This window comes from Arthrobacter sp. CAN_A212 (genome assembly GCF_015752345.1).
Classification (GTDB): domain Bacteria; phylum Actinomycetota; class Actinomycetes; order Actinomycetales; family Micrococcaceae; genus Arthrobacter_D.
In genome coordinates this window covers 1-22,157 of sequence record NZ_JADOUT010000006.1, presented here as the reverse complement: position 1 = coordinate 22,157, position 22,157 = coordinate 1, and the positions used below count along the sequence as shown (strand labels likewise).

The 22,157-nt window shown below is 65.0% G+C and carries 18 protein-coding genes; 13 read left to right on the top strand and 5 right to left on the bottom strand.

Going from position 1 to position 22,157, the window contains the following annotated elements:
- Window positions 1-29: 29 nt before the first annotated feature.
- Entirely contained in the window at window positions 30-1,085 is a 1,056-nt protein-coding gene (locus tag IWX64_RS06730) for an iron ABC transporter substrate-binding protein (RefSeq protein WP_196866388.1), read from the bottom strand.
- A 116-nt stretch (window positions 1,086-1,201) separates the two neighbouring features.
- Window positions 1,202-1,792, bottom strand: a complete 591-nt coding sequence (locus tag IWX64_RS06725; protein ID WP_196866387.1) for a YdeI/OmpD-associated family protein — start codon at window positions 1,790-1,792, stop codon at window positions 1,202-1,204.
- A gap of 60 nt (window positions 1,793-1,852) precedes the next feature.
- Here IWX64_RS06725 and IWX64_RS06720 point away from each other — a divergent pair, with 60 nt between their 5' ends.
- The 6 genes from IWX64_RS06720 to IWX64_RS06695 all read left to right on the top strand — a co-directional run bounded on the left by IWX64_RS06720 (window position 1,853) and on the right by IWX64_RS06695 (window position 7,525).
- Window positions 1,853-2,575: a VOC family protein gene (locus IWX64_RS06720; protein ID WP_196866386.1), complete on the top strand. Its 723-nt coding sequence runs from the start codon at window positions 1,853-1,855 to the stop codon at window positions 2,573-2,575.
- Window positions 2,576-2,827: 252 nt separating this feature from the next.
- Window positions 2,828-3,367: an NUDIX hydrolase family protein gene (locus IWX64_RS06715; protein WP_196866385.1), complete on the top strand. Its 540-nt coding sequence runs from the start codon at window positions 2,828-2,830 to the stop codon at window positions 3,365-3,367.
- A 3-nt stretch (window positions 3,368-3,370) separates the two neighbouring features.
- Complete coding sequence (locus tag IWX64_RS06710) at window positions 3,371-4,222, top strand: DUF6707 family protein (RefSeq protein ID WP_196866384.1); 852 nt, start codon at window positions 3,371-3,373, stop codon at window positions 4,220-4,222.
- A 49-nt stretch (window positions 4,223-4,271) separates the two neighbouring features.
- Window positions 4,272-5,087 carry an SRPBCC domain-containing protein gene (locus IWX64_RS06705; RefSeq protein WP_196866383.1) on the top strand — a complete coding sequence of 272 codons (816 nt, stop codon included), beginning with the start codon at window positions 4,272-4,274 and terminating at the stop codon, window positions 5,085-5,087.
- Window positions 5,032-6,345: a tRNA guanosine(34) transglycosylase Tgt gene (gene tgt / locus IWX64_RS06700; RefSeq protein ID WP_442859035.1), complete on the top strand. Its 1,314-nt coding sequence runs from the start codon at window positions 5,032-5,034 to the stop codon at window positions 6,343-6,345. The genes IWX64_RS06705 and tgt overlap by 56 nt, the downstream gene beginning before the upstream one ends.
- Window positions 6,346-6,568: 223 nt before the next feature.
- Complete coding sequence (locus IWX64_RS06695; RefSeq protein WP_196866381.1) at window positions 6,569-7,525, top strand: type IV toxin-antitoxin system AbiEi family antitoxin domain-containing protein; 957 nt, start codon at window positions 6,569-6,571, stop codon at window positions 7,523-7,525.
- An 82-nt stretch (window positions 7,526-7,607) separates the two neighbouring features.
- Here IWX64_RS06695 and IWX64_RS06690 read toward each other — a convergent pair whose 3' ends face one another.
- On the bottom strand, window positions 7,608-8,321 hold the full coding sequence (locus IWX64_RS06690; RefSeq protein ID WP_196866380.1) for a queuosine precursor transporter: 714 nt from the start codon (window positions 8,319-8,321) through the stop codon (window positions 7,608-7,610).
- Window positions 8,322-8,466: 145 nt separating this feature from the next.
- Between IWX64_RS06690 and thiD the strand changes: the two genes are divergently transcribed.
- The 4 genes from thiD to IWX64_RS06670 all read left to right on the top strand — a co-directional run bounded on the left by thiD (window position 8,467) and on the right by IWX64_RS06670 (window position 15,964).
- Window positions 8,467-9,291 carry a bifunctional hydroxymethylpyrimidine kinase/phosphomethylpyrimidine kinase gene (gene thiD, locus IWX64_RS06685; RefSeq protein WP_196866379.1) on the top strand — a complete coding sequence of 275 codons (825 nt, stop codon included), beginning with the start codon at window positions 8,467-8,469 and terminating at the stop codon, window positions 9,289-9,291.
- Window positions 9,288-10,748 (top strand): polysaccharide pyruvyl transferase family protein, encoded by a 1,461-nt coding sequence (locus IWX64_RS06680; RefSeq protein ID WP_196866378.1) that lies wholly within the window; start codon window positions 9,288-9,290, stop codon window positions 10,746-10,748. Before thiD ends, IWX64_RS06680 begins: the two co-directional genes overlap by 4 nt.
- 9 nt (window positions 10,749-10,757) lie before the next feature.
- The gene (locus tag IWX64_RS06675; protein WP_196866377.1) at window positions 10,758-11,747 is read left to right on the top strand and encodes a glycosyltransferase family 2 protein; all 990 of its coding nucleotides are present in this window, start codon (window positions 10,758-10,760) and stop codon (window positions 11,745-11,747) included.
- 299 nt (window positions 11,748-12,046) lie between these two features.
- Window positions 12,047-15,964 (top strand): S8 family serine peptidase, encoded by a 3,918-nt coding sequence (locus tag IWX64_RS06670; protein ID WP_196866376.1) that lies wholly within the window; start codon window positions 12,047-12,049, stop codon window positions 15,962-15,964.
- 124 nt (window positions 15,965-16,088) lie between these two features.
- Here IWX64_RS06670 and rraA read toward each other — a convergent pair whose 3' ends face one another.
- Both rraA and IWX64_RS06660 read right to left on the bottom strand, forming a co-directional pair.
- Window positions 16,089-16,565, bottom strand: a complete 477-nt coding sequence (gene rraA, locus IWX64_RS06665; RefSeq protein ID WP_196866375.1) for a ribonuclease E activity regulator RraA — start codon at window positions 16,563-16,565, stop codon at window positions 16,089-16,091.
- Window positions 16,566-16,602: 37 nt separating this feature from the next.
- Complete coding sequence (locus IWX64_RS06660) at window positions 16,603-18,108, bottom strand: helix-turn-helix domain-containing protein (RefSeq protein ID WP_196866374.1); 1,506 nt, start codon at window positions 18,106-18,108, stop codon at window positions 16,603-16,605.
- Between the two features lie 130 nt (window positions 18,109-18,238).
- Here IWX64_RS06660 and aceA point away from each other — a divergent pair, with 130 nt between their 5' ends.
- The 3 genes from aceA (at window position 18,239) to IWX64_RS06645 (ending at window position 22,066) form a co-directional block, all read left to right on the top strand.
- Window positions 18,239-19,555 carry an isocitrate lyase gene (gene aceA / locus IWX64_RS06655; protein WP_196866373.1) on the top strand — a complete coding sequence of 439 codons (1,317 nt, stop codon included), beginning with the start codon at window positions 18,239-18,241 and terminating at the stop codon, window positions 19,553-19,555.
- 111 nt (window positions 19,556-19,666) lie between these two features.
- Window positions 19,667-21,286, top strand: a complete 1,620-nt coding sequence (gene aceB / locus IWX64_RS06650) for a malate synthase A (protein WP_196866372.1) — start codon at window positions 19,667-19,669, stop codon at window positions 21,284-21,286.
- Window positions 21,287-21,349: 63 nt separating this feature from the next.
- Window positions 21,350-22,066: a DsbA family oxidoreductase gene (locus IWX64_RS06645; RefSeq protein WP_196866371.1), complete on the top strand. Its 717-nt coding sequence runs from the start codon at window positions 21,350-21,352 to the stop codon at window positions 22,064-22,066.
- The last annotated feature ends 91 nt before the right edge of the window (window positions 22,067-22,157 follow it).

Here is a 22,157-nt window from a genome sequence, read left to right as displayed (position 1 = left end):
GGTCACCTGCTACCAATAGTTGATCAGGTTCAGATCAGGCCGTGCTTGCTCAGTAACTCCTGGGTCTGCTCAAGCGATTCGAGGTCCGACAGGTCCAGATCCGGGTTGACCAGCGAATCCAGGGCGGGCAGCCCCTCGGGAGCCTCGACCCCTTCGGCCAGCGGGTACTCGAAGGTCTCCTCGACGAAGTACTGCTGGGCGTCGGCGGACACGAGGAATTCGACAAACTCCAGAGCGTCGGCGTCCTGGCCGGCGTTGGAGAGGATCCCCGCGCCGGTGACATTGACAATCGATCCGGGGTCGCCAGCCTCAGGGTAGGACAGCTGGGCGCGCATGTTCTCCTCCCCGGTTTCGGTGGCCTGGCGGAACCAGTAGTAGTGGTTGATCAGCCCGGTCTCGACCACTCCCTCGTTCACGGCGGTCAGGACGGCGCCGTTGTTCTCAAAGATCTGCGGTTCGTTGGCGGCCAACGCCGCTACCCACTCATCCGCGGCTTCCTCGCCCTTCAATACCCGGTAGGCCGTGACGAAGGCCTGGAAGCTGGCGTTGGAGGGCGCGAAGCCAACCCGGCCAGACCAGTCGGGGTCGGTCAGCTCATCCACGGTGGCCGGGACCTCGTCGGCTTCCAGCGTCTCGCCGTCGTACACGATGACGCGGGCACGGCCAGTGATTCCCACCCAGCTGTCGTCGGTGGAGGTGAATCCGTCGGGGACGGTTGCGGTGACGTCCTCAGGCAGGGTGGTGAACAGCCCCGCGCTACTGAGGGCGCCGAGCGCACCGGCGTCCTGGGAGAGGAACACCTGGGCGGGGGTCTGTTCCCCCTCCTCCAGCAGGAGTGCACCCAGTTCGGCGGTGTTGCCGTAGCGCACGTCCACCTCGATGCCGCTGCTTTCCTCGAACTGATCGATGAGTGGCTGGATCAGGTCCTCGTCCCGTCCCGAGTAGAGGGTGAACGTGTTGTCGCTCTCCAGCTCGGTGGCGGCGGGTGAGGTGTCGGATTCGGCGGCGGGCTCGGTGGTCGTTCCGCACCCGACGAGGGCGAGGATGGTGGCACCGGCCGCGACGGCGGCAAATCGATTGTGCATGGGGTGGTCTCCAGGGGTGAACTTTGGATATGAACTAAGGATCACCTTACACCGGTTCGCCGTCGAATTAGTCACGAAAATGTGACGTAATTATTCCGATGCGGTCTGGCGGGGCTCTAAGGGAGCTTCCGCTGCGGATAGAGCGTCTCGCTGCGGGCCAGCATCGCCACGAATCTGGCGATATTCCGTTCCCTGGCCGCCTCGGTCTTGAGCTGACTGAGCCGGAAGATCATCGCGTACCGGTTCTGGGAGGTCAGAACGTTGAACATCGCCTGTGCGTTGGGGTCGGCGGCGATGGCCTCTGCCAGGGCGGCGGGAACTTCCGCCGACGCCGGCCCGGCGTAGGCCCGCTCCCACCTGCCGTCCGCTTTCGCCGCGGCGACGGCGTCGAGCCCGGCCGCCCTCATCCGCCCCTCCGCAGTCAACCGCTCGATGTACCCGATGTTGCGCAGCGACCAGATACTGCGTGGGCCGCGGGGCGTGAACCGCTGGAGGGAGCTTTCGTCGCCTCGCCGGCGCGCCTGGCCATCGATCCACCCCACGCAGAGCGCCTCATCGAGGGCGGCAGCGTAGGTCAACTCGGTGACGAACCCGCCCTTCTTGTGCAGGATCAGCCAGACACCGCCAGAGGTGGAGTGGTTGGCTTCCAGCCAGGCCTTCCACGCGTCAGCATCGGGGACCAACAGTTCGGGCAGTTCGGCCTTCATGGGGCTACTGTAATCCCCTGAGCTCCGTCGAGTCCCTACCCCGAACCTGGAGAACAACCGATGCTGCGGGTCCACCCTCTGCTCCACACACCTGATCCCGGGCGGCTGGGCGCCGTGCTTGTCGCTCTCGGGCTGGCCCGGGCCGCCCAGGGAAACGGGTGGATGGTGCTCGATGCCGGCGGCGGGCGGATCACGCTCTGCCCGTCCGGGCCTGGCGGGGCGTCGACGACCCTGGGGTTCGAGGTGGGGGACCTCGAAGTTTTCGCCCAGCGTACCCGCGTGAGCGGCACCGCGGCGGAGGTCGTCAACGATCCCGACGGCGTCCCAAGGGTCCGGGTATCGGCACCCCCGCTCACCTTCCATGCCGGGCTCGGCGAGCGGCAGCTTCCCACCGGCCCCGACCCGGCCCTGACCGTGGTGACGATCTGGCGCACGCCGGACACTGCGGGCGCGGCCGGGGTGCTCGCCAACATGGGCGCCCGGGTACGGGCCGCCACCCCGGACGCCGGAGACGCCAGCGATCTTCCGGGTCACGGGCCCGTGGACTTTCTGGCGAAGAATGGTGGGGTGGTGGCTGTACGGCGGGCACCGCGCCAGGAGTTCGAGGTGGGCTTTGAATACGCGGGAGACCTGACTGTGCTGGGTGAACGGGTCGAGGCGGCCGGCTTTGCCGGACGAGTCACCGACGCCGACCGCCACCTGACCGTGGACCTCGGCGCTGGCCGGCCGGTCCGTATTGCCAAACGGCCAGAGGTTGACCCCGGGCGCGAGGCTCGGCGCTGAACCAACTCCTGAGGCCGAGGCGGGGCCACGGGGCTGGGTCACGGGCGGGGCCACGGGGCTGGGTCACGGGCGGAGTCACGGGCGGGGTCACGGGGCTAAGGCGATTACCCTCCGGCTGACCCGGCGATTGTCCCGTCAGCACCCAACGGCACCCGGTTGCGGGGGTTAACGGTCGTGTCATCAGATTCAGCCAATGGCCGAAGCGCAGCGCGCCGTCCGCCGTCGTGCCCGTGTCTGCTATAAAACAAAGGTATGAACGTTCGCACACCAGACCCCAATCCCGGGTGGCTTTCGGAAGATGACCTCTACGAAGCCCGCCGCCGCCTACCCATGGTGTATGTGGAGGCCGTTCCGGTGCGCTGCGACTCACTCGGCTACGTGACCGAGGTGGGGTTGCTGCTGCAGGCGAACGACCAGGGCGAGATGGTCAGGACGTTCGTGTCCGGCAGGGTCATGTATCGGGAAACCATCCGCGCGGCGCTGGTCCGCCACCTGGAGAAGGACCTGGGACCGTTCGCCCTCCCCCAGCTGCCACCCTGCCCGGTCCCCTTTACCGTCGCCGAGTATTTCCCGTCGCCGTCCGAAACCGGGATGACCGACGACCGACAGCACGCCGTCGCCCTCGCCTACCTGATTCCCGTCACCGGGGAATGCCAGCCCCGGCAGGACGCCCTTGAACTCTCCTGGATGACACCCGATGAGGCGTTGAGCCCAGGCGTGCAGTCCGAGTTCTCCGGCGGACGCGGCGGACTGCTCCGCCAGGCACTGGCCTACGCCGGTTGGGGACGCTAAGCGGTGAACGAATCCCGGAAGCCGACGCGGGTGCGTCGGCTTAACGCCGAGGCCGTCGCCGCCGGTCACCACATCATTGGCCCCGACGGCACGGACGCCGCCGAGGTGGTCGATACCGACATCGAGACGGATGACTACGGGACTCCCGCCGTCGTCGTCGCGACGCTCGATTCCGGAGACACCCTGCGGATCGCCACGGGGTCACAGGTCCAGGTTGCTGTCGACGACCGTGAGGTCGCCGCCGGGTCCATCCCCGCCCAGGACGGGACCCCCGAGGCGGTGATCGCGCATGTCGTGTCGGTCCATCCCGAAAGCGAGCACCTTCAGGGCATCGCCGAACGCCTCACCCGCGGCATGAACTTCAAATCGGGAAGCAACCTGCAGGATGTGCACGACCTCGCGTTGAGCCTCCTGGTGGATTTTGCCGACGTCGCCAACGCCCGGCGGGTCTGCGATCTGCTCACCCCGCTGCCCTTCGACGGAAACTTCGGTCGCTGGAAGTGGATTGAGGGCGCGCTGGCACTCGCGTCGTATCTGGCCTTCGACGACGGCGACACCGACCGCGCGGAGACCTACTCGGCGTCGCTCCGGACTGCCGACGACGCCGAAACCGATCCGCTCAAGGCCAAGCTCGCGGCGGCTGTCCGGCAGCGCCAGCTCAACGCACCCAACCTCTACGATCCGGAGATCAACCGGGCAGCAGCGGCCGGCGATACGAGGGCCGAGAAGGACTGGCGGGTGGTGCGCCTCACCGCCCTCCTGTACCTGCGATCGCACGGCGGGTCCGAGACATTGACCGCCGAGGAGCTGGCCCGACGGATCCACAACGAACTCGTCGCAATCCGCGCGCTGTAGGGAATTTTTCGCTCTGGAGCGGTAACACCCGCGGGAGTAGAGTGACGCCATGAATCACTCATCAGCCCCCGCAGCGGGCACCGACACCCATTCCGGTGGCGGTGCCAACCCGCTGAGTGTCCACATCAACGCCGATGCCCGCCAGATCTGGGTGATGCTCCGCGAACCGGCGAAGGTCGCTCAATGGCACGGCTGGGATTACGACGGCCTGGCCGAGGAAATCCGACTCATCTACTTCTCCCCCGGTGTCGCTGAAGGCTCCGACCACCTCTCGCTGGCCCTGGAGGACGGCGACACCTTCCGGTTGACGCCCGGCCCCGACGGCACTGAGGTCACGCTTGAACGGGGCCAGCCGGAGCCCGGGTCGGACCTGTCGGACTGGCATGAGGACATCACCGAGGGATGGATCTCATTCCTTCAGCAGTTGCGGTTCGCGTTGGAACGCCGCCCCAACACCAACCGACACACAGCCTTCTTCTCCGGCACCCCCGCTGACGGGCGCGCCCTGGTGCAACAAGTGGGGGCCACCGCGGTCGGCGACCCCGGGGACTCCTACGCCCTGACTCTGCCCAGCGGGCAGGAGCTCACCGGCAAGGTGTGGTTCAGGACCGAACGCCAGCTCGGGCTCACCGTCGCCCAGTACGCCGAACACGGTGACGGGCTCCTGATCCTCGCCGAGCAGCCGCTGACCGAAGGCGTCCGTGACGAACCCTCGGACCTGGTGATCGCCTCGACGTACGAGTTGGGAGCCAAAGCCCTGCACGAGGTCTGGGACGGCTGGGAGGCCGTGCGGCGCGACCACTACCCGAATGCCGACCCGCTGGTCACCTCCACCCTCAAGCACAGGAGCAAGTCAGCCCGGTAATTGCTGGCAAAATGGGTTGGTGCCAACTGATACTCAGCAACCCTCGTTCTCCTTCACCGTCGACCAGCGCCTGAGTGACCCAACCGGCGGGCCGCTGCACGGCCGCACGGGCACCATCACCACCCCGCACGGCGAGATCCGTACCCCCGCGTTCATCGCCGTCGGCACCAAGGCCTCTGTCAAGGCGGTGCTCCCCGAGTCCATGAAGGACCTCGGCGCGCAGGCCCTGCTGGCGAACGCCTACCACCTGTACCTGCAGCCTGGCCCGGACGTCCTTGACGAGGCGGGCGGGCTGGGCCGCTTCATGAACTGGAACGGGCCCACGTTCACCGACTCGGGTGGTTTCCAGGTGATGAGCCTGGGCTCCGGGTTCAAGAAGGTGATCACCATGAACGTCGCCGACGCCGGCAGCTCCGACCATGCGGTGGCCGCCGGGAAGGAGCGTCTGGCCCACATTGACGACGACGGCGTGTGGTTCAAGTCCCACCTCAACGGAGACCGGCACCGGTTCACCCCCGAAATTTCGATGCAGGTGCAGCACCAGCTCGGCGCCGACATCATGTTCGCGTTCGATGAGCTCACCACCCTGATGAATTCCCGTGGCTACCAGGAGGAGTCCCTTGAGCGCACCCGCCTATGGGCCGAGCGTTGCCTTACCGAACACGACCGGCTGACCGAGGAACGAGTGGGGAAGCCGTACCAGGCATTGTTCGGGGTCATCCAGGGTGCCCAGTATGAAGATCTCCGCCGGAAGGCCTCCCGCGATCTCGGTGGCATGAACTTCGACGGGTTCGGCATCGGCGGAGCACTGGAGAAGGAGAATCTGGGGACCATCCTGGGCTGGTGCGCCGACGAGTTACCGGAAAACAAGCCGCGGCACCTGCTCGGAATTTCGGAACCGGATGACCTCTTCACGGGGATCGAGAACGGCGCCGACACCTTCGATTGCGTCTCCCCCACCCGCGTCGCCCGGAATTCGGCGTTCTACACTCCCGACGGACGGTGGAACCTGTCCAACGCCCGCTTCAAGAAGGACTTCACCCCGCTGGTGGACGGGTGCGATTGCTACACCTGCACCAACTACACCCGCGCTTACATCCACCACCTGTTCAAAGCCAAGGAAATGGTCTCGGCCACCCTCATCTCCATCCACAACGAACGCTTCATCGTGAAACTGGTCGACGATGCCCGCGACGCGATCGAGGACGGCACCTTCTTCGACTTCAAGGCGGAGGTGCTGGGCCGCTACTACGCCTAGCACCGGCCTTTTCCACCCAGAAAAGTGGTCAAACCGCAGGTCAGTGGTCAGGCAACGGCGTTCCTGCACGGTCAGCACTTTTCTCTCAGACACCTGCCCCCTATGAGACTCCAGCGCCCCGCAATTCGACTCACTGCCCCTACCCAGCCACCGATCCCTCGGAGTTGTCCACATTTCCGGACCGGTCGGACCACGCGGACCAGGATCGGCGCATGCTGGCTGCATGAACACCCAGTGCCCACCCTGGCTGCGGGCCTCCACGACTCCCTGGACCACCGAGGAACTCGCTGACCGGCTGATCAGCGGTCGGCAGGTGGCCCGGCTAGTCCAGTCGGGGGACCTGATCAGGTTGCGTCGCGGATGCTACGTCCCCGGCCACTTCTGGGAGCAGCAGTCAGCCGAGACGCGGGCGCTGCACCGCATCTACGCCCATCATCATGCGCTATTGGGGGTCGCTTCAGCACCGCCGGTGTACAGCCACACCTCCGCGGCCCGCATCCATGGCCTGTACCTCTGGAACGTGGATGACCTCATCCACCTCACCCAGGGCTTCCCCACCTCACAGCACGGGCATGGCCCAGACATCCGGGCCCACCACTCGCCGCTGCCGCCCCAGGCTGTGTCCAGCCGGAAAGGTCTCCACATCACATCGTTGGAACGAACCGTGGTGGACTGTGCCCGGATCCTTCCCTACCGGCAGGCGCTCATCATTGCCGATCATGCCCTGAGGCTTGGCGGAGACCGGCAGGACATGCAGGACATAGCCCCTCAACTCAGCGGCCATCAGGGCATTGCCAGGGCGAGGAAGGTGATCGGTCAGGCCAGCGCACTGGCAGAGTCGCCTGGTGAGACCCTGACGAGGCACTTCATCAGCAAGATGAGACTGCCGATGCCCGAGCAGCAGGTACAGGTGAGGACCAGGCACGGTGATCATCGGCTGGACTTCGCCTGGCGGGAGCTGCGGCTGGCCCTGGAGTTTGACGGACGGATCAAGTACTTCGCGTATGCGCCGACCGACGAGGTGCTCTTCGAAGAGCGCCGGCGGGAGAAGGCGCTGATGGAGGACGGCTGGCAGTTCGTTCGTCTTGAATGGGCAGACCTGTTTCGGGAGGCCGAACTGAGGCGACGGATCGCCAACGCCCTGCACCGGGCCAGCCTGCTCCGCCGGAAAAGTGCTTGACCCGCAGACGAGTGGCCGCCCCACCACTCGTCTGCGGCTTCGGCACTTTTCCGGCGGTTCGTTCGCGGCTCCGCGGGCGCTCCTAGGAAGCGGCGTAGCTTGGCTCGCGTTGTTTGATCCAGCGGATGACCATCGCGGTGACTGGCACAAACAGGACCTCGATCAAGGTCTTGTAGAGGAACCCGAACAGCAGGTAGTTCAGGAACCCACCGAAGGTGGTGATGCCGATGACCGATGCGGCGATGGCGCAGAAGATCAGGGTGTCGGCGAACTCACCGACCACCGTGGAACCGAGCAGGCGGCCCACCAGGCCACGCTCACCGAACCGGCCCTTCAGCCTGACCAGCACCCAGGCGTTGAGGGTCTGACCCACGGCGAAGGCGAGCAGCGAGGCCAGGACAATTAGTGGCACCGGCCCGAGCGCCCCCTCGAGCGCTGCCTGCTTTGACGTACCGAAGTCGTCGTCGAATCCGGGGAGCGCGATGATGATCAGGTAGCAGAGCGATGCGAAGGCCGACAACAGGAACGTCACCACGATGGCGAGGCGTGCGGCCTTGAACCCGTACACCTCGCTGATCACGTCACCCAGGATGTAGGCGAGCGGGAAGAGGAAGAACCCACCATCGGTGATGATGCTGAAGCCGTCGAAGAGCGGTCCGATCACCACACCCTTGGAGGCACCAATGTTGGACAGCAGGACGACGACGGCGAGGGTCGCCAGCATGATGGCGAAGTAGGTACTCCCGGAGGAGGCAAATTTGGCGCGGGTCTTTTCCTGCAGTTGAGTCAACGTCATCTCATTCATCGAAGTGGTTCGCGAACGCTTTTGGTCCGCTGTATTAGCACTGATGCCCGGCTGCCCCCGGGCAGTTCAATTCTGCCACGGTCGGCGGGCGGAGCCTGAACTGGCCGCCCCGACAGAAAATGGGCAGACTGTACAAATGTCGCAAACTAACCCTGCCCCAGTCGTGACGCTCACCATCGCCGGATCCGAAGCCACCGGCGGCGCCGGTGCCCAGGCGGATCTGAAGACCTTCCAGGAGTTGGGGGTATACGGAGTTGCGGCCCTGACCTGCATTGTGTCGTTCAACCCGAAGGACAACTGGAATCACCGTTTCGTCCCGGTGGAGCCACAGGTCATCGCCGACCAACTGGAAGCGGTGCAGACCTGCTACCCGCTGGAAACCGTCAAGATCGGGATGCTCGGCACCCCCGCCACCATCGACACCGTCGCTACGGCGCTGAAGTCGCAGCCGTGGCGGAATATCGTGCTGGACCCAGTGCTGATCTGCAAGGGGCAGGAACCTGGCGCCGCGCTCGACACCGATCAGGCGCTGAAGGCGCACATCCTTCCGCTGGCGAGTGTCGTCACTCCCAACCACTTCGAAGCCGAATCGCTCTCCGGCATGTCCATCAACACCATTGAGGATCTGCAGGAGGCGGCGAAACGGATTCACGAGCTCAGCGGCGCCGTCGTCGTCGCCAAGGGCGGAATCCGGCTGGAGGGCGAGAACGCCGTCGACGTGTACTACGACGGCACCACCCTTGAGCTGCTGAGCGCCCCGAAGGTGGGCGACGTGGCGGTGAGCGGCGCGGGCTGCACCCTCGCTGCGGCCATCGCCGCCGAACTGTCCAAGGGCGCGACCCCGCTGGACGCGGCCCGCACCGCCAAAGCGTTTGTCACCAGGGCTATCCAGAACCGGCTTTCCTCGCACGCACCGTTCGACGCCGTCTGGCAGGGCGGCGCCGCCGGGACCTCCGCATGAGGGTAGCCATCCTGGGTGACATCGGGCAGCACGTCTACCACGTGGGCGATGACGCGATGACCCATGCCGCTGTCGATGAGCTCGCTGCACGGGGCGTCAACGACGTCGTGCTGCTGAGCCGGAACGTTGAGGACACCACCGTGCGGTTCGGCACGGACGCCGCCCCGACGATCGAATTCCCGTGGCCGTACGCCGACTACCAGCGGTACCTGACCGACATTCGGTCTTTCCTGGCCGGCGAGCCGCACGGGCTCGCACCGGATGACCAGGTCCACCGCCTGATCGACACGCTCGGCGGCTGCGATGCGGTGCTGATCGCTGGCGGGGGCAACATGAACTCCGTGTACGGCTGGCTGCTGTACGAGCGGGCGGCAGTAGTTGAGATTGCCCACCACCTCGGCAAGACCGTGGTGATTGCCGGCCAGACCATCGGCCCCCTTCTCTACGGCGCCGACCGCGATGTCGCAGCACGCATGCTCCCCCGCGCCGCACTGGTGGGTGCGCGGGAGGACAGTTCGCTGACCCTGGGCCGTGCGCTGGCGGGTGCCACGGTGGCCCCCTGCCTCGACGACGCATCGTTCCTCGCCACCACCACCCCAGACGCAGCAACGGCAGACACCGCACCGCCAGCGGGCTCCTACCTGGTGGGGACCTTTTCGGGAAGCACCGGCGCCTGCCCCCGCGGTCAGTTCGTGGCCGCGGCCGCGAAGATCCTGAACGACGCCGCGGAGCTATCCGGAGTGCCCGTCCTCCTCCTGCCCCATATGGCGGTGGAAGGCGAGGGTGGTGTCGACGAAACGCTCCACGCCGAGATTGCGGCGGCGATGACCGCCCGGGTCGAGTCACGTCACATCGCGTCCGCCCGCGACACAGCGGCCCTGACCGCACGGGCAGCACTTGTGATCACCTCGCGCTATCACCCGGTGGTGTTTGCGCTCGACGGCGGTGTCCCGACGGTCGCTCTGTCCCTCGATGAGTACAGCGATGTCCGACTGCGCGGGGCAATGGCCAACTGGGGGCTCGCCGACTTCGCGCTGCCTTTGCCATCCCTCCTGGCCGGATCGGTCGGAGCCGCCATCCGCGAAGCCTGGCAGCGCCGCGACGAGATAGCCGCCCACGTGCACTCCATTCGCCCCCGGAAGGTCGCGGAATCCGCCGCCTGGTGGGACCTGGTGGTCCGGGCCCTGCAGGGGCAGCCAGTGGAAGCCCCGACACCGGACCCGGCGCACCGGCTGGAGGTGGAGGGGTCCTGGGCCTCCGACGCCGGAGCAGCGAGGGTGGTCTTCCTGCCCATGTCCGCCGAGCTCGGCGAGCTGCGCAAGGTCCGCGAGGATCTCGAGGGCCAGGCGTCCGCCGCCCGCGCCGAGCTGCATGGATGGTTCAACTCCAGCAGCTTCACGCTGGTTCGCAAGCTTGCCTCATTACGATCGCGGCTGCGCCCGCGCCGAAACCCCTAAGGACTGCCCGTGCCGACTGCACCCACACCGTCAGTAGCCATCATCATGCGGTCCCGGAACCGTTCGCTGCTACTGGACAGAGCCCTCCGGGACGTTCTCCAGCAGACGGTCACGGACTGGACCGTCGTCGTCGTCAATGACGGCGGCGACCGCGCCGAAGTGGACCCGGTCGTGGAGCGTCACCGCGCACGTCTGGGCGACCGGGTACAGGTCATCCATCACGACACCTCCCTGGGGATGGAGGCCGCCTCCAACGCCGGAATCCGGGCGTCGGATTCCGAGTACATCGCCATCCACGACGACGACGACGAGTGGCACCCGACGTTCCTCGAACGCACCCTCGCGTACCTGGCCCAGCACGACGACGCCGGCGTTGCTGTGCGCACCGAGATCGTGTTCGAGCGGATCACCGACGGGACCATCGAGGAGGTCAGCCGGGAGATTTTCCAGCCAGCGCTCAAGGCGGTCACCCTTTTCGACACCATCCGGCACAACCGCTGCGTCCCCATTTCGGTGCTGTATCGCCGCGCGATTCACGATCAGATCGGCTATTACAACGAATCCCTCTCGGTAGTCGGTGACTGGGAATTCCAGCTCCGCCTGTTGCAGCAGCACACGCTGGGATTCATCGACGAGGTCCCGCTGGCCTACTGGAACCAACGCCGGGAGGCGATCGGAGATCTGGGCAACAGTGTCATCGTCGAGGACTCCGAGCACAAACGACTGGACCAGAGTGTCCGCGAACACCACCTCAAGGAGCACGTCAGCCAGTCAGGCCTGGGCGCGGTGCTCTATCAGACGGCCTACCAGCAGCGGGAATTTGACCATCTGCACGAACGCCAGAACTACTCGGAGGACTTGCTACGGCAGATCCTCGAGACGAATCGTCACCTCGTCGACCGCGTGCAGGTCCTCGAGCAGTCGATCAGCGACGCCAGCCTGGTTGCCCTGCTACGGCGCCGATACCGTCGATTGAAAGACCGCGCGCTCCGCCGCTAGACCCCCGATTCTGGTCACCAATTGTGTGACGCGATGCTGTTCTCAGGCAATTATCAGGAAATTGCCTAACTTAACTAAGTTTTTTGTGTGCTACCCGTTGACTTGTGACCCACTACACAGAAAAGTGGTGTGGGTGGAGGGGGCCGGGTGTCCGGCATCCACAGATCAACTACTGCTGACGCAACTTGTTCACACCAGGAATGTCACTCACATCTGTCACGGCCGTGTCAGCAGTACTTGCGGGGAGCTAATCAAAGATCTCAGCGGGTGGCCATGACTGAGCCTCACTAAGGAGAAGTATGAGCAAGTCATACCACCGGAATACGGGAAAGGCTGTGTTGGCTTCGCTAACAGGGCTTGTCCTGGCTTCCAGCATGTGGGCGCCTGCTTCAGCTCTGGAATCACCGTCATCGGGTGAGCCCACAGCTGAGGGAATCGAGCTCCAGGCGGTCCCCGAAAAACTGAAGGTCAGTAGCGAACTGGCGGACCGGACGGGCCCAACGGCTGCCTACGTCCAGTTCGCCGGAAAAGGCGCCTTCGAACAAACGCAGCCCGTCGAGGTGCGCGACGGAATCCAGTCCCCGGTCAATCGGACCAGCGATGTGCTGAACATCAGGGCCGGCATCCAGGCTCAGGCTGACGACGTAGCGGCCGAGGCATCAGCCTCTCAGCTCTACACCACCACCAACACCATCCCGGGTGTTGCCATCCAGGGTGACGCCGAGGCCATCAAGGCACTTGCTGCCCGCCCCGACGTCGTGAAAATCACCGGTATCGTGCCGAAGACCGTCACCAACAAGGGCGCGGACATCGACACCCGTGCACTTGATGCCTGGACCACACGCGATCAGACCGGCGACGGCATCACCGTCGCCGTCCTCGACACCGGACTCGACTACACCCACGCCGGCTTCGGCGGACCGGGAACCATCGAGGCCTTCGAGCAGGCACAGGCGGATCTGGTTCCTGACCCCGCACTCTTCGACGCTGCCAAGTACGTTGGCGGCTACGACCTGGTGGGCGACGACTACAACGCTGGCGACCCCGATAATGACATTCCTCAGCCAGACCTCAACCCCCTCGACTGCCAGAGCCACGGCTCCCACGTCGCCGGCACCTCCTCCGGCTACGGCGTAAACGATGACGGATCCACCTTCGAGGGCGACTACGGCACCCTCGACGCCGACGGCGTCAACGCCATGCGGATCGGCCCCGGCTCCGCTCCCGAGTCCCAGCTGGTCGCACTCCGCGTCTTCGGCTGCACGGGCTCCAGCGCAGTAGTCGGATCGGCCCTCGACTTCGTGCTTGACCCCAACGGCGACGGCAACTTCGATGACCGCGCACAGGTTGTCAACATGTCACTCGGCGCAGCATTCCCCGCCTATGACGATCCCGAAAACGACATTGTCAACGCACTCACCGCTCAGGGCGTCCTGTCGGTTGTCTCCTCCGGCAACAGCGGCGATGTCTACGACATCGGTGGCTCCCCCGGCAGCTCCGAGTCAGCCCTGACCGTCGCTGCCAGCGTCGGCTCGCAGATCACCCTGGACCGGGCCGATGTGCTCGCTCCGGACGACGTCGTCGGACAGGCCGCTGGCCAGTACAGCGTCAACTTCGACTACTCCACCGCATCCGAGGAAGAGCTCACCGGTACTGTCGTCAAGGCTGACCCCGCCAATGCGTTTGGTTGCGCCCCCTTCGCGCCGGGCACCTTCGATGGCGAATGGGTGTGGCTGCAGTGGGAAGAGGACGGCGCGTTCCCCTGTGGCTCCGTCACACGTTTCAACAACGTTGAAGCCGCAGGCGGAGCAGGTGTGGTCCTTGACTCGCCTCGCTCGGTCTTCGAATCAGGTATCGGCGGCAACGCCACCATCCCCGGCGTTCAGTTCAACGCCGAGTTCTCCGAGCAGCTGGAACCGGCCGCAGAAGCTGGCACCCTGGAAATCCGTTTGGATTCCGAGTACCAGGCGACTGCCGGTGGCAGCTCCGAGGCTCTCGACACGCTGGCAGCCTTCTCCTCCCGCGGCCTGCACGGCTCAAACGGAGTAGTCAAGCCCGACGTCGCGGCCCCCGGCGTATCCACTGGCTCAGTCCAGGTGGGCACCGGAACCGGCGCATCGGTCAAGAGCGGCACCTCGATGGCAGCCCCACACGTGGCTGGCATCGCCGCCCTGCTCTACGCAGAGACCGACTTCAACCCGTACGAGATCAAGTCAATGATCATGAACACGGCGATCGCCGATCTGGTGACTGACGAAGGCGTCGAGTACGCCCCCAACCGCGTGGGTTCCGGACGCGTCGACGCCGTACTGGCACTCGACACCCCGGTCCTCGCCTACGCAACAGAGCAGCCATCACTGACCTCGGTGAACTTCGGCGTTCTGGAACTGGGCAGCGAAGCCACGACCATGACCAAGCAGATCACCGTCGAGAACAAGTCGGACGAAGTGATTCGCTACAGCGCGTCCTACCTGGAGGCGTCTACGATGCCAGGTGCCGAGATCACTGTGACCCCACAGGTACTCGCACCGGGAACCCTCACCAACGCCTTCGATGTCCCAGCCAACGGCACGGCAACAGTCGACGTCACACTGACCATCGATGATCCCGCCGCACTGGCAAAGACGATCGATCCGGCCGCTGAGGAAACCCAGCTCGGTGTCCCCCGTCAATACTTGGCCGACGTTTCAGGCCGCGTTCAGTTCGCGAGTGAAGTGAACACCCTGCGCGTTCCCGTCTACTCGGCCCCAAAGCCCACCTCGGAAATCTCGGCTGGATCGCAGATCCTGTTCGAGAACGCTTCAACGCTTGAGACCACAATAACGATGGAGGGCCGCGGCCTCGCACAGGGCGGCGCGGATTCAACTTACCTCTCCCTCGTGACCCCGCTGGTTCTTGGCGCCGAAAGCCCTCGGGCCGACGAGCGTCCACTGGAGTCTTTGTACTCCCTTGACCTGCGTTCGGTCGGGATTGCCTCAACGGTTCCCGCCGAGGTTGCATCGGGAGGCTCGGCTGACGACGGCGTCCTGAACATCGGAGTGAGCACCTGGCAGAACTGGGCACAGCTTGGCGGCAATAGCAGCATCGAGGTTGAATTCGACACCGATGGCGACGGCGAAACAGATTACGTGGGCTTCACGCGCCGCCTCGACGACCTGGACCTCATCCTGTTTGAGGTCTACATCCTGAACGCTGACGGTTCACTTGGCCCCGTGAATGCTGCGGGTAACCCGGTGCCATTGGCTCAGACCTTCGCCAATGGCGTCTTTGGTGACGTTGACACAAATACCTTCGATACCAACGTCGTCACCTTCCCAATTTCTGCTGCTGCGCTTGATCTGGATCTGGAAGCTTCAGCCCCGATTCAGTACCGGGTGTCGACATTCAGTCCATTCAACGTGGACGAAGAAGGCGAGAACGGTCCGGTTGACTCAACCGAATGGATCGATTTCAACGTTACCGAGCCTGAGCTGTGGTTCGCAGGCGTCACCCCCGACACGGTGTTCATTGCCGCCGAGGGTGCAACGATTGGCGTCAACCGCCAGGAAGGCGTCACCGACGCCCGCGCGTTGTTCCTGCACCACCACAACGCAACGGGTCTGAAGGATGAGATCCTCGACCTGCAGGTTGACGAGCTCCGTTTCCCTGATGTTGCTGGCAACCTTCACGAAGATGCCATCAACTGGCTTGCTGACCAGGGTCTGACCAACGGCTACAGCGACGGCACCTACCGCCCGCTCGCCTCGATCAACCGCGATGCCATGGCGGCGTTCCTCTACCGCCTGGCCGGTGAGCCGGCTTACGCCGAGCCCACCACCTCACCATTCGCTGACATCACTCCTGAAACCCAGTTCTACAAGGAGATGGCATGGATGGCTGAAACCGGCCTGTCGACCGGCTACAGCGACGGCACCTTCCGTCCGCTCGCACCCGTCAACCGCGACGCCATGGCCGCGTTCATGAACCGCTTCGCTGGCGAGTACTGCAGCATTGCGGACGCCGAGGACTACGAGGCACCCCAGGTTGCACCGTTCCCGGATGTTCCCGTGAACGACCAGTTCCACCGGGAGATCTCCTGGATGGCTGAGAATGAAATCACCACCGGCTTCCCTGACGGCGAGTACAAGCGCCTTCAGCCAGTCGCCCGTGACGCGATGGCAGCCTTCATCCAGCGTCTCGATGGCTACACCGAGAACAACGGCGGTTGCAACCCGTAACCACGGTTAGCAGCAGCTAAAACAGTTAGCCACCAAAAAGTGGTGGCCACCCGGGAACGGGTGGCCACCACTTTTTGTTGCAGACGTTCTTGCGTCCCGGCCGGCCGCTGCATCAGCGAGCGCGCTACCGCGTCGGTTCCTCCACGAGAATGCCATCCTCATCGGCGTAGACGGTGACGCCGGGGGTGAAGAGAACTCCGCCGATGGTGACGGGCACATCAACATCACCGGCCCCCTCCTTGGCGCTCTTGCGGGGGTTGCTGCCGAGCGCCTTGATTCCGAGTGGGAGGCCGGCCAGGACCGCCCGGTCCCGAACGGCTCCGTTGATGATCACCCCGTGCCACCCATTCTCCAGCGCGATTTTGGCGATCATATCGCCCATCAGCGCACGCTCGAGTGAGCCACCGCCGTCGACGACGAGGACGTCGCCCGCACCGGGCGTGGAGAGGACCGCCTTGAGCACCACATTGTCGTGGTGGCACTTCACGGTCCTGACCCGCCCGCTGAAAGCCTTCGTCAGGCCCAGGTCCTGGAACTGGGTGGGGACCGACTGGAGAGTCTCTCCGAGCTCGTCGTACAGGTCTGCGGTAGCTGTTTCCATGGTGTCTCCTGCGCTAGGTGTGGATAGTGCTGACGATCTAGCCCGAGTGGGCTTCGAGAAAGGTGTAGACCTCGGTTTCGTCGACGCCGGGGAATGCCCCGGGGGGCATCGCGGCCAACAGGTGCGAGTGTGCCCGGGCACTGGGCCATGCGTGGCCCGCCCAGTTTTCCGCCAACGACGACGGCGGCCGCCGGCAGCACGCCTCGTCGGGGCAGAAGGATTTCTCCCGCATGGGGGTGTCCCTGCCCCTGAACCACTTCACGTGCGCGTACGGCACCCCGATGCTCAGTGAGAACTCGCCGGCCGCCGACCGCTCGGTGCGCGCCGTGCACCAGTAGGTGCCACTGGGAGTGTCGGTGTACTGGTTGTAGGCACGGAACTTGTCGGCCACCTCGAACACCACCCGCGAGGTCCACCGTTTACAGGACGGTTGGCCCTCGATGGCTCCGGTGTGATCCTGGGGGAAGGTGACGCCGTCGTTCTCGTACGCCTTGTAGATGATCCCGCTCTCATGGGTCTTCTGAAAGTGGGTGGGAATACCCAGATGCTCGGTGGCAAGGTTGGTGAACCGGTGCGCCGCCGTTTCGTAGGACACCGCGAAGGCGTCCCTGATGTCCTCGACGGCGATCTCCTTGGCTGCCTTGGACCGCTGCAGGAACTCCACGGCTGGCTTCTCCGGGAGCAGCAGTGCCGCAGCGAAATAGTTGGTCGCGACCCGCTGCCGCAGGAACTCGCGGTAGCTTTCGGGCGTCTGGTGATCCAGCACGTAATGGCCGAGGGCCTGCAGCAGGACGGAGCGCGGGTCGTGGTCGGTCCGCTGCGACTGGGTCAGGTAGATCCTGCGGTTCTTCAGATCGGTGACTGACCGCGTGGAGTGCGGCAGGTCCCCCACATGGTGCAGTGTGAACCCCAGGTGGGCAGCGATGTCGGCGATCAGGTGCTGCGACATGGGCCCGGTGGTGTGTCCCACCGAGTCGAGGACCTTCTGCGCTTCGGCCTCGAGCTCGGGGAAATAGTTGTTCTGCTGGCGCATTTCCCGCCGAAGTTCGGCGTTGGCCCTCCGTGCTTCCTCCGGCGTGGCGACCTGTTCGTTGAGACGCCGCTCCAATTCGCTCTGGAGGCCCACCAGGGATTCGAGCACCTCCATGGGCAGCCGGGACGAGATCCGCACCTTTGGCAACCCCAGGGACCCGTAGAGTGGCCCGCGTTGGGCCCTTTCCAGCTCGATCTCCAGGGCGGCCCGCCTGGTCGGCGGTTCAGCACCCAGCAGCTGGTCGATACCCACCCCGAGGGCGGAGGCCAGACCCTGCAACATGCCCAGCTTGGGTTCCCGTTTGCCGTTCTCGATCAGCGATAGCTGGGACGCCACCGTCCCCACCAGCGCCCCCAGATCGTCGAGCGTCATGCCCTTGGCTTTACGGAGGTGGCGGATCCGGCGCCCCAGACTGATCACGTCCAGCTCCTCAGGCGCCACCGGCGAACTGCTACCGGAAGCGTCGGGGCCGGGTCGGTTCCAGGTGGACGTGGTCCTCATCTTCGTCATTTATTGAGGTTACGCCAAGAAGTGCGTTTCTTGCCACAGGTTTTCTCTAGAAAGGTGATTGAAAAGAGAGAAAGGTTGGTTTTACGAAGCCCAAGACACCAACGGCACCGGGAATTCAAAGGAGAATGCAATGACACAGGACCAGGGAACACCATCCGCCACCGAGGGTTCGACGGAGCGGGAACTGGAACTCGAATGGGCAGCCAACCCCCGCTGGGAGTCCGTCAGTCGCGACTACTCCGCGGCCGACGTCGTCCGTCTCCGCGGCCGGGTCCAGGAGGAGCACACCCTGGCCCGGCGCGGCGCCGAGAAGCTGTGGAGCCAGTTGACTACCCAAGCACGCACCGGGGACTACACCCACTCCCTGGGCGCCCTCACCGGGAACCAGGCGGTGCAGCAGGTCAAGGCCGGACTCAAGGCCATCTACCTCTCCGGGTGGCAGGTCGCGGCGGACGCGAACAACTCCGGACACACCTACCCGGATCAGTCTCTGTACCCCGCCAACTCCGTACCCACTGTGGTGCGTCGCATCAACAATGCGCTGCTCCGCGCCGACCAGATCGACTTCGCGGAGGGCGTCCAGACGGTGGAGGACTATCTGGTTCCCATCATCGCCGACGCCGAGGCCGGCTTCGGCGGACCACTCAACGCCTATGAGCTGATGAAGTCGATGATTCAGGCTGGCGCTGCTGGCGTTCACTGGGAGGATCAGTTGGCCTCCGAGAAGAAGTGCGGGCACCTCGGCGGAAAGGTGCTCATCCCGACGCAGCAGCACGTACGCACCCTCAACGCTGCCCGGTTGGCCGCCGACGTGGCGGGCACGCCATCGGTGGTGGTGGCCCGTACCGACGCGGAGGCCGCAACCCTCATCACCTCGGACGTGGATGAGCGGGACCAGCCGTTCATCACCGGCGAGCGCACCCCCGAAGGCTTCTACAAGGTGCGCAACGGCCTTGACGCCTGCATCGCCCGGGGCCGGGCCTACGCCCCGTACGCTGACCTGCTGTGGATGGAGACCGGGACCCCGGACCTCGACCTGGCGCGCCGGTTCGCGGAGGGTATCAAATCGGAGCACCCCAACCAGATGCTCGCCTACAACTGCTCGCCGTCGTTCAACTGGAAGAAGCACCTCGACGACTCGACCATCGCCAAGTTCCAGCGGGAGCTCGGAGCGATGGGCTTCACCTTCCAGTTCATCACCCTGGCTGGCTTCCACGCCCTGAACTACTCGATGTTCGACCTCGCCGAGGGGTACGCCCGCAACGGCATGAGCGCGTACGTCGAACTGCAGGAGCGGGAGTTCGCTGCCGAGTCCCGCGGGTACACCGCGACAAAACACCAGCGTGAGGTGGGAACGGGCTACTTCGACCAGATCGCCACCGCACTGAACCCGACCGGCAGCACCCTTGCATTGGCCGGATCCACCGAGGCACAGCAGTTCCACTAACCGTCTCACCCCTGCCTTGCATCGAGTCAACAGAAGTGGCCACCTTCCACCCGGATACCTGCTCCTTCTGTTGACTCGATCGTTGGGCCCCACTCTTCCAGGAGGCACACCATGAACGAATTGATCACCCTCAACGGCGTTACCCTGACGGCGCCGGCCGTGCGCCGCCAGGACGAAATCCTCACCCCTGAGGCCCTCGAATTCCTGCGCCGGCTGCATCAGTCGACCGCCAGCCGCAGGCAGGAGCTGCTGCAACTGCGGCAGCAGTCCCGTGCCAGGATCTCCAACGGCACCGACCCGCGTTTCCTCCCGGAGACCAAACACATCAGGGACGACGACGGCTGGAAGGTGGCGCCGATCGCTCCCGGTCTGGAGGACCGCCGGGTGGAAATCACCGGGCCGGTGGACCGCAAGATGACCATCAATGCCCTGAATTCGGGCGCCAGGGTGTGGCTCGCCGATATGGAGGATTCGTCCACCCCCAGCTGGTCCAACGTCATCAACGGGCAGCTCAACCTGCGCGATGCGCTGGCCGGGCGGATCGACTTCACCTCCCCGGAGGGCAAGGAGTACCGGCTCGGTGCTGACCGGCCGACAATCGTTGTCCGCCCCCGCGGCTGGCACCTGCCCGAGAAACACCTCTTGATCAACAACACGCCGATTGCCGGCGGCCTGGTGGACTTCGGCCTGTACTTCTTCCACAACGCGCGCACCCTGATCAGCCAGGGGCGGGGACCGTACTTCTATCTGCCGAAAATCGAGAACCACCTGGAAGCGAGGCTGTGGAACGACATCTTCGTCCAGGCCCAGCAACTCCTGGGACTCCCCCAGGGCACCATCCGGGCGACCGTCCTGATCGAGACCATCACCGCGGCGTTCGAGATGGAGGAGATCCTCTACGAATTGCGCGAACACGCCGCGGGCCTGAACGCCGGCCGCTGGGACTACATCTTCTCGGTGATCAAGAACTTCAGGACCCGGGGACCGCGCTTCGTCCTGCCCGACCGGTCAATGGTGACCATGACCGCCCCGTTCATGCGGTCCTACACCGAGCAGCTGGTCCGGATCTGCCACCGTCGTGGAGCCCATGCGATCGGCGGCATGGCAGCGAACATCCCGAACCGGCGGGACGAAGCGGCCAACGCCGTCGCGCTTCAGAAGGTGCGGGCCGACAAGACCCGGGAGGCGAACGACGGCTTCGACGGCTCCTGGGTGGCGCACCCGGACCTGGTTCCGGTGGCCATGGGGGTGTTCGACGCCGTCCTGGGCAAGCAGCCGAACCAGTTGGGGAAGCTGCGCGACGACGTCGTACCCGATGCCAAGGCGCTGTTGAACATCGCCGGCACCCCGGGGGTCATCACCGAGGCCGGGATCCGCGAAAACCTGGAGGTGGGGGTTCGGTACATCGAGTCGTGGCTGCGCGGCATCGGGGCTGCGGCCATCAATTCCCTGATGGAGGACGCGGCGACGGCCGAGATCTCCCGGTCGCAGATCTGGCAGTGGATCTACTCGGGCGCCGTCACCGATGAGGGCGAAATGATCACCCACAACTGGGTCGCTGAACTCCTGGAGGAAGAGTTCGAGGCGGTGGAGCGCTTCGACGGGGACCGGTTCGACGACGCCCGCGCCATCTTCGAGGAGGTGGCCCTCGGCGAGGAGTTCCCCACCTTCCTCACCGTTCCGGCCTACGCCCGTTACCTGCACGAGAGCCGGGAACTGGCGGCCGTCTAGTCCCAGCTGGCTGCGGGGGTGGTCCCGGGAATACCCCGGAGCCACCCCCGCGTTGTGCCGGATATGCAGATTGAAATTTGGTCAGATTTGAAGTGCCCGTGGTGTTTCGTAGGGAAACGCCGGTTCGAGAAGGCCCTCGAGGGGTTTGAGCACAGGGAACAGGTCACCGTGACCTGGAAGAGCTTCCAGCTGGACCCGAACCTCCCGGACCACTATGACGGGACCGAACAGCAGTACCTCGCCGAGCGCAAAGGCATCCCCGAAGATCAGGTCCGCGCGATGTGGGACAGCCTGTCCGCGTCGGCGGCGGGCGAGGGGCTGGATTTCCGTTTCGAGGACGTGGTGGTGGGCAACAGCTTCACGGCGCACCGGTTCCTGCACCTGGCCAAGTCCCAGGGTCTGGGTGACCAGGCGAAGGAAGCCATCCTGTCCGCACACTTCGAACAGGGCAAGGACACCTCCGACACCGAGTTCCTGGTGCAGCTGGGAGCCGGGATCGGCCTCGCCGAGCAGGACGTGCGCGACACGCTGGGCTCCGACCGGTTCGCGGACGACGTGCGTCACGACGTCGCCGAGGCTCAGACCCTCGGCATCAGCGGCGTCCCGTTCTTCGTCATTGACCGGAAGTACGGGATCTCCGGTGCGCAGCCGACGGACCTGTTCGCCGAGGCGCTCGACACCGCGTGGAAGGAAGCCAACCCGTTGACTCTGGTGAGTCCTGCCCGCGCCGGCGCACAATCCGCCGACGGCGAAGCCTGCGGACCGGACGGCTGCAGCTAGTGTAGCGTGTCGTTGGTTCCTTTGTGTCTGATCTTTGTCAGACTTGATCCATGGTTTATCTGGCGAGGGCTTTGGAATTGCGTGACGGGGA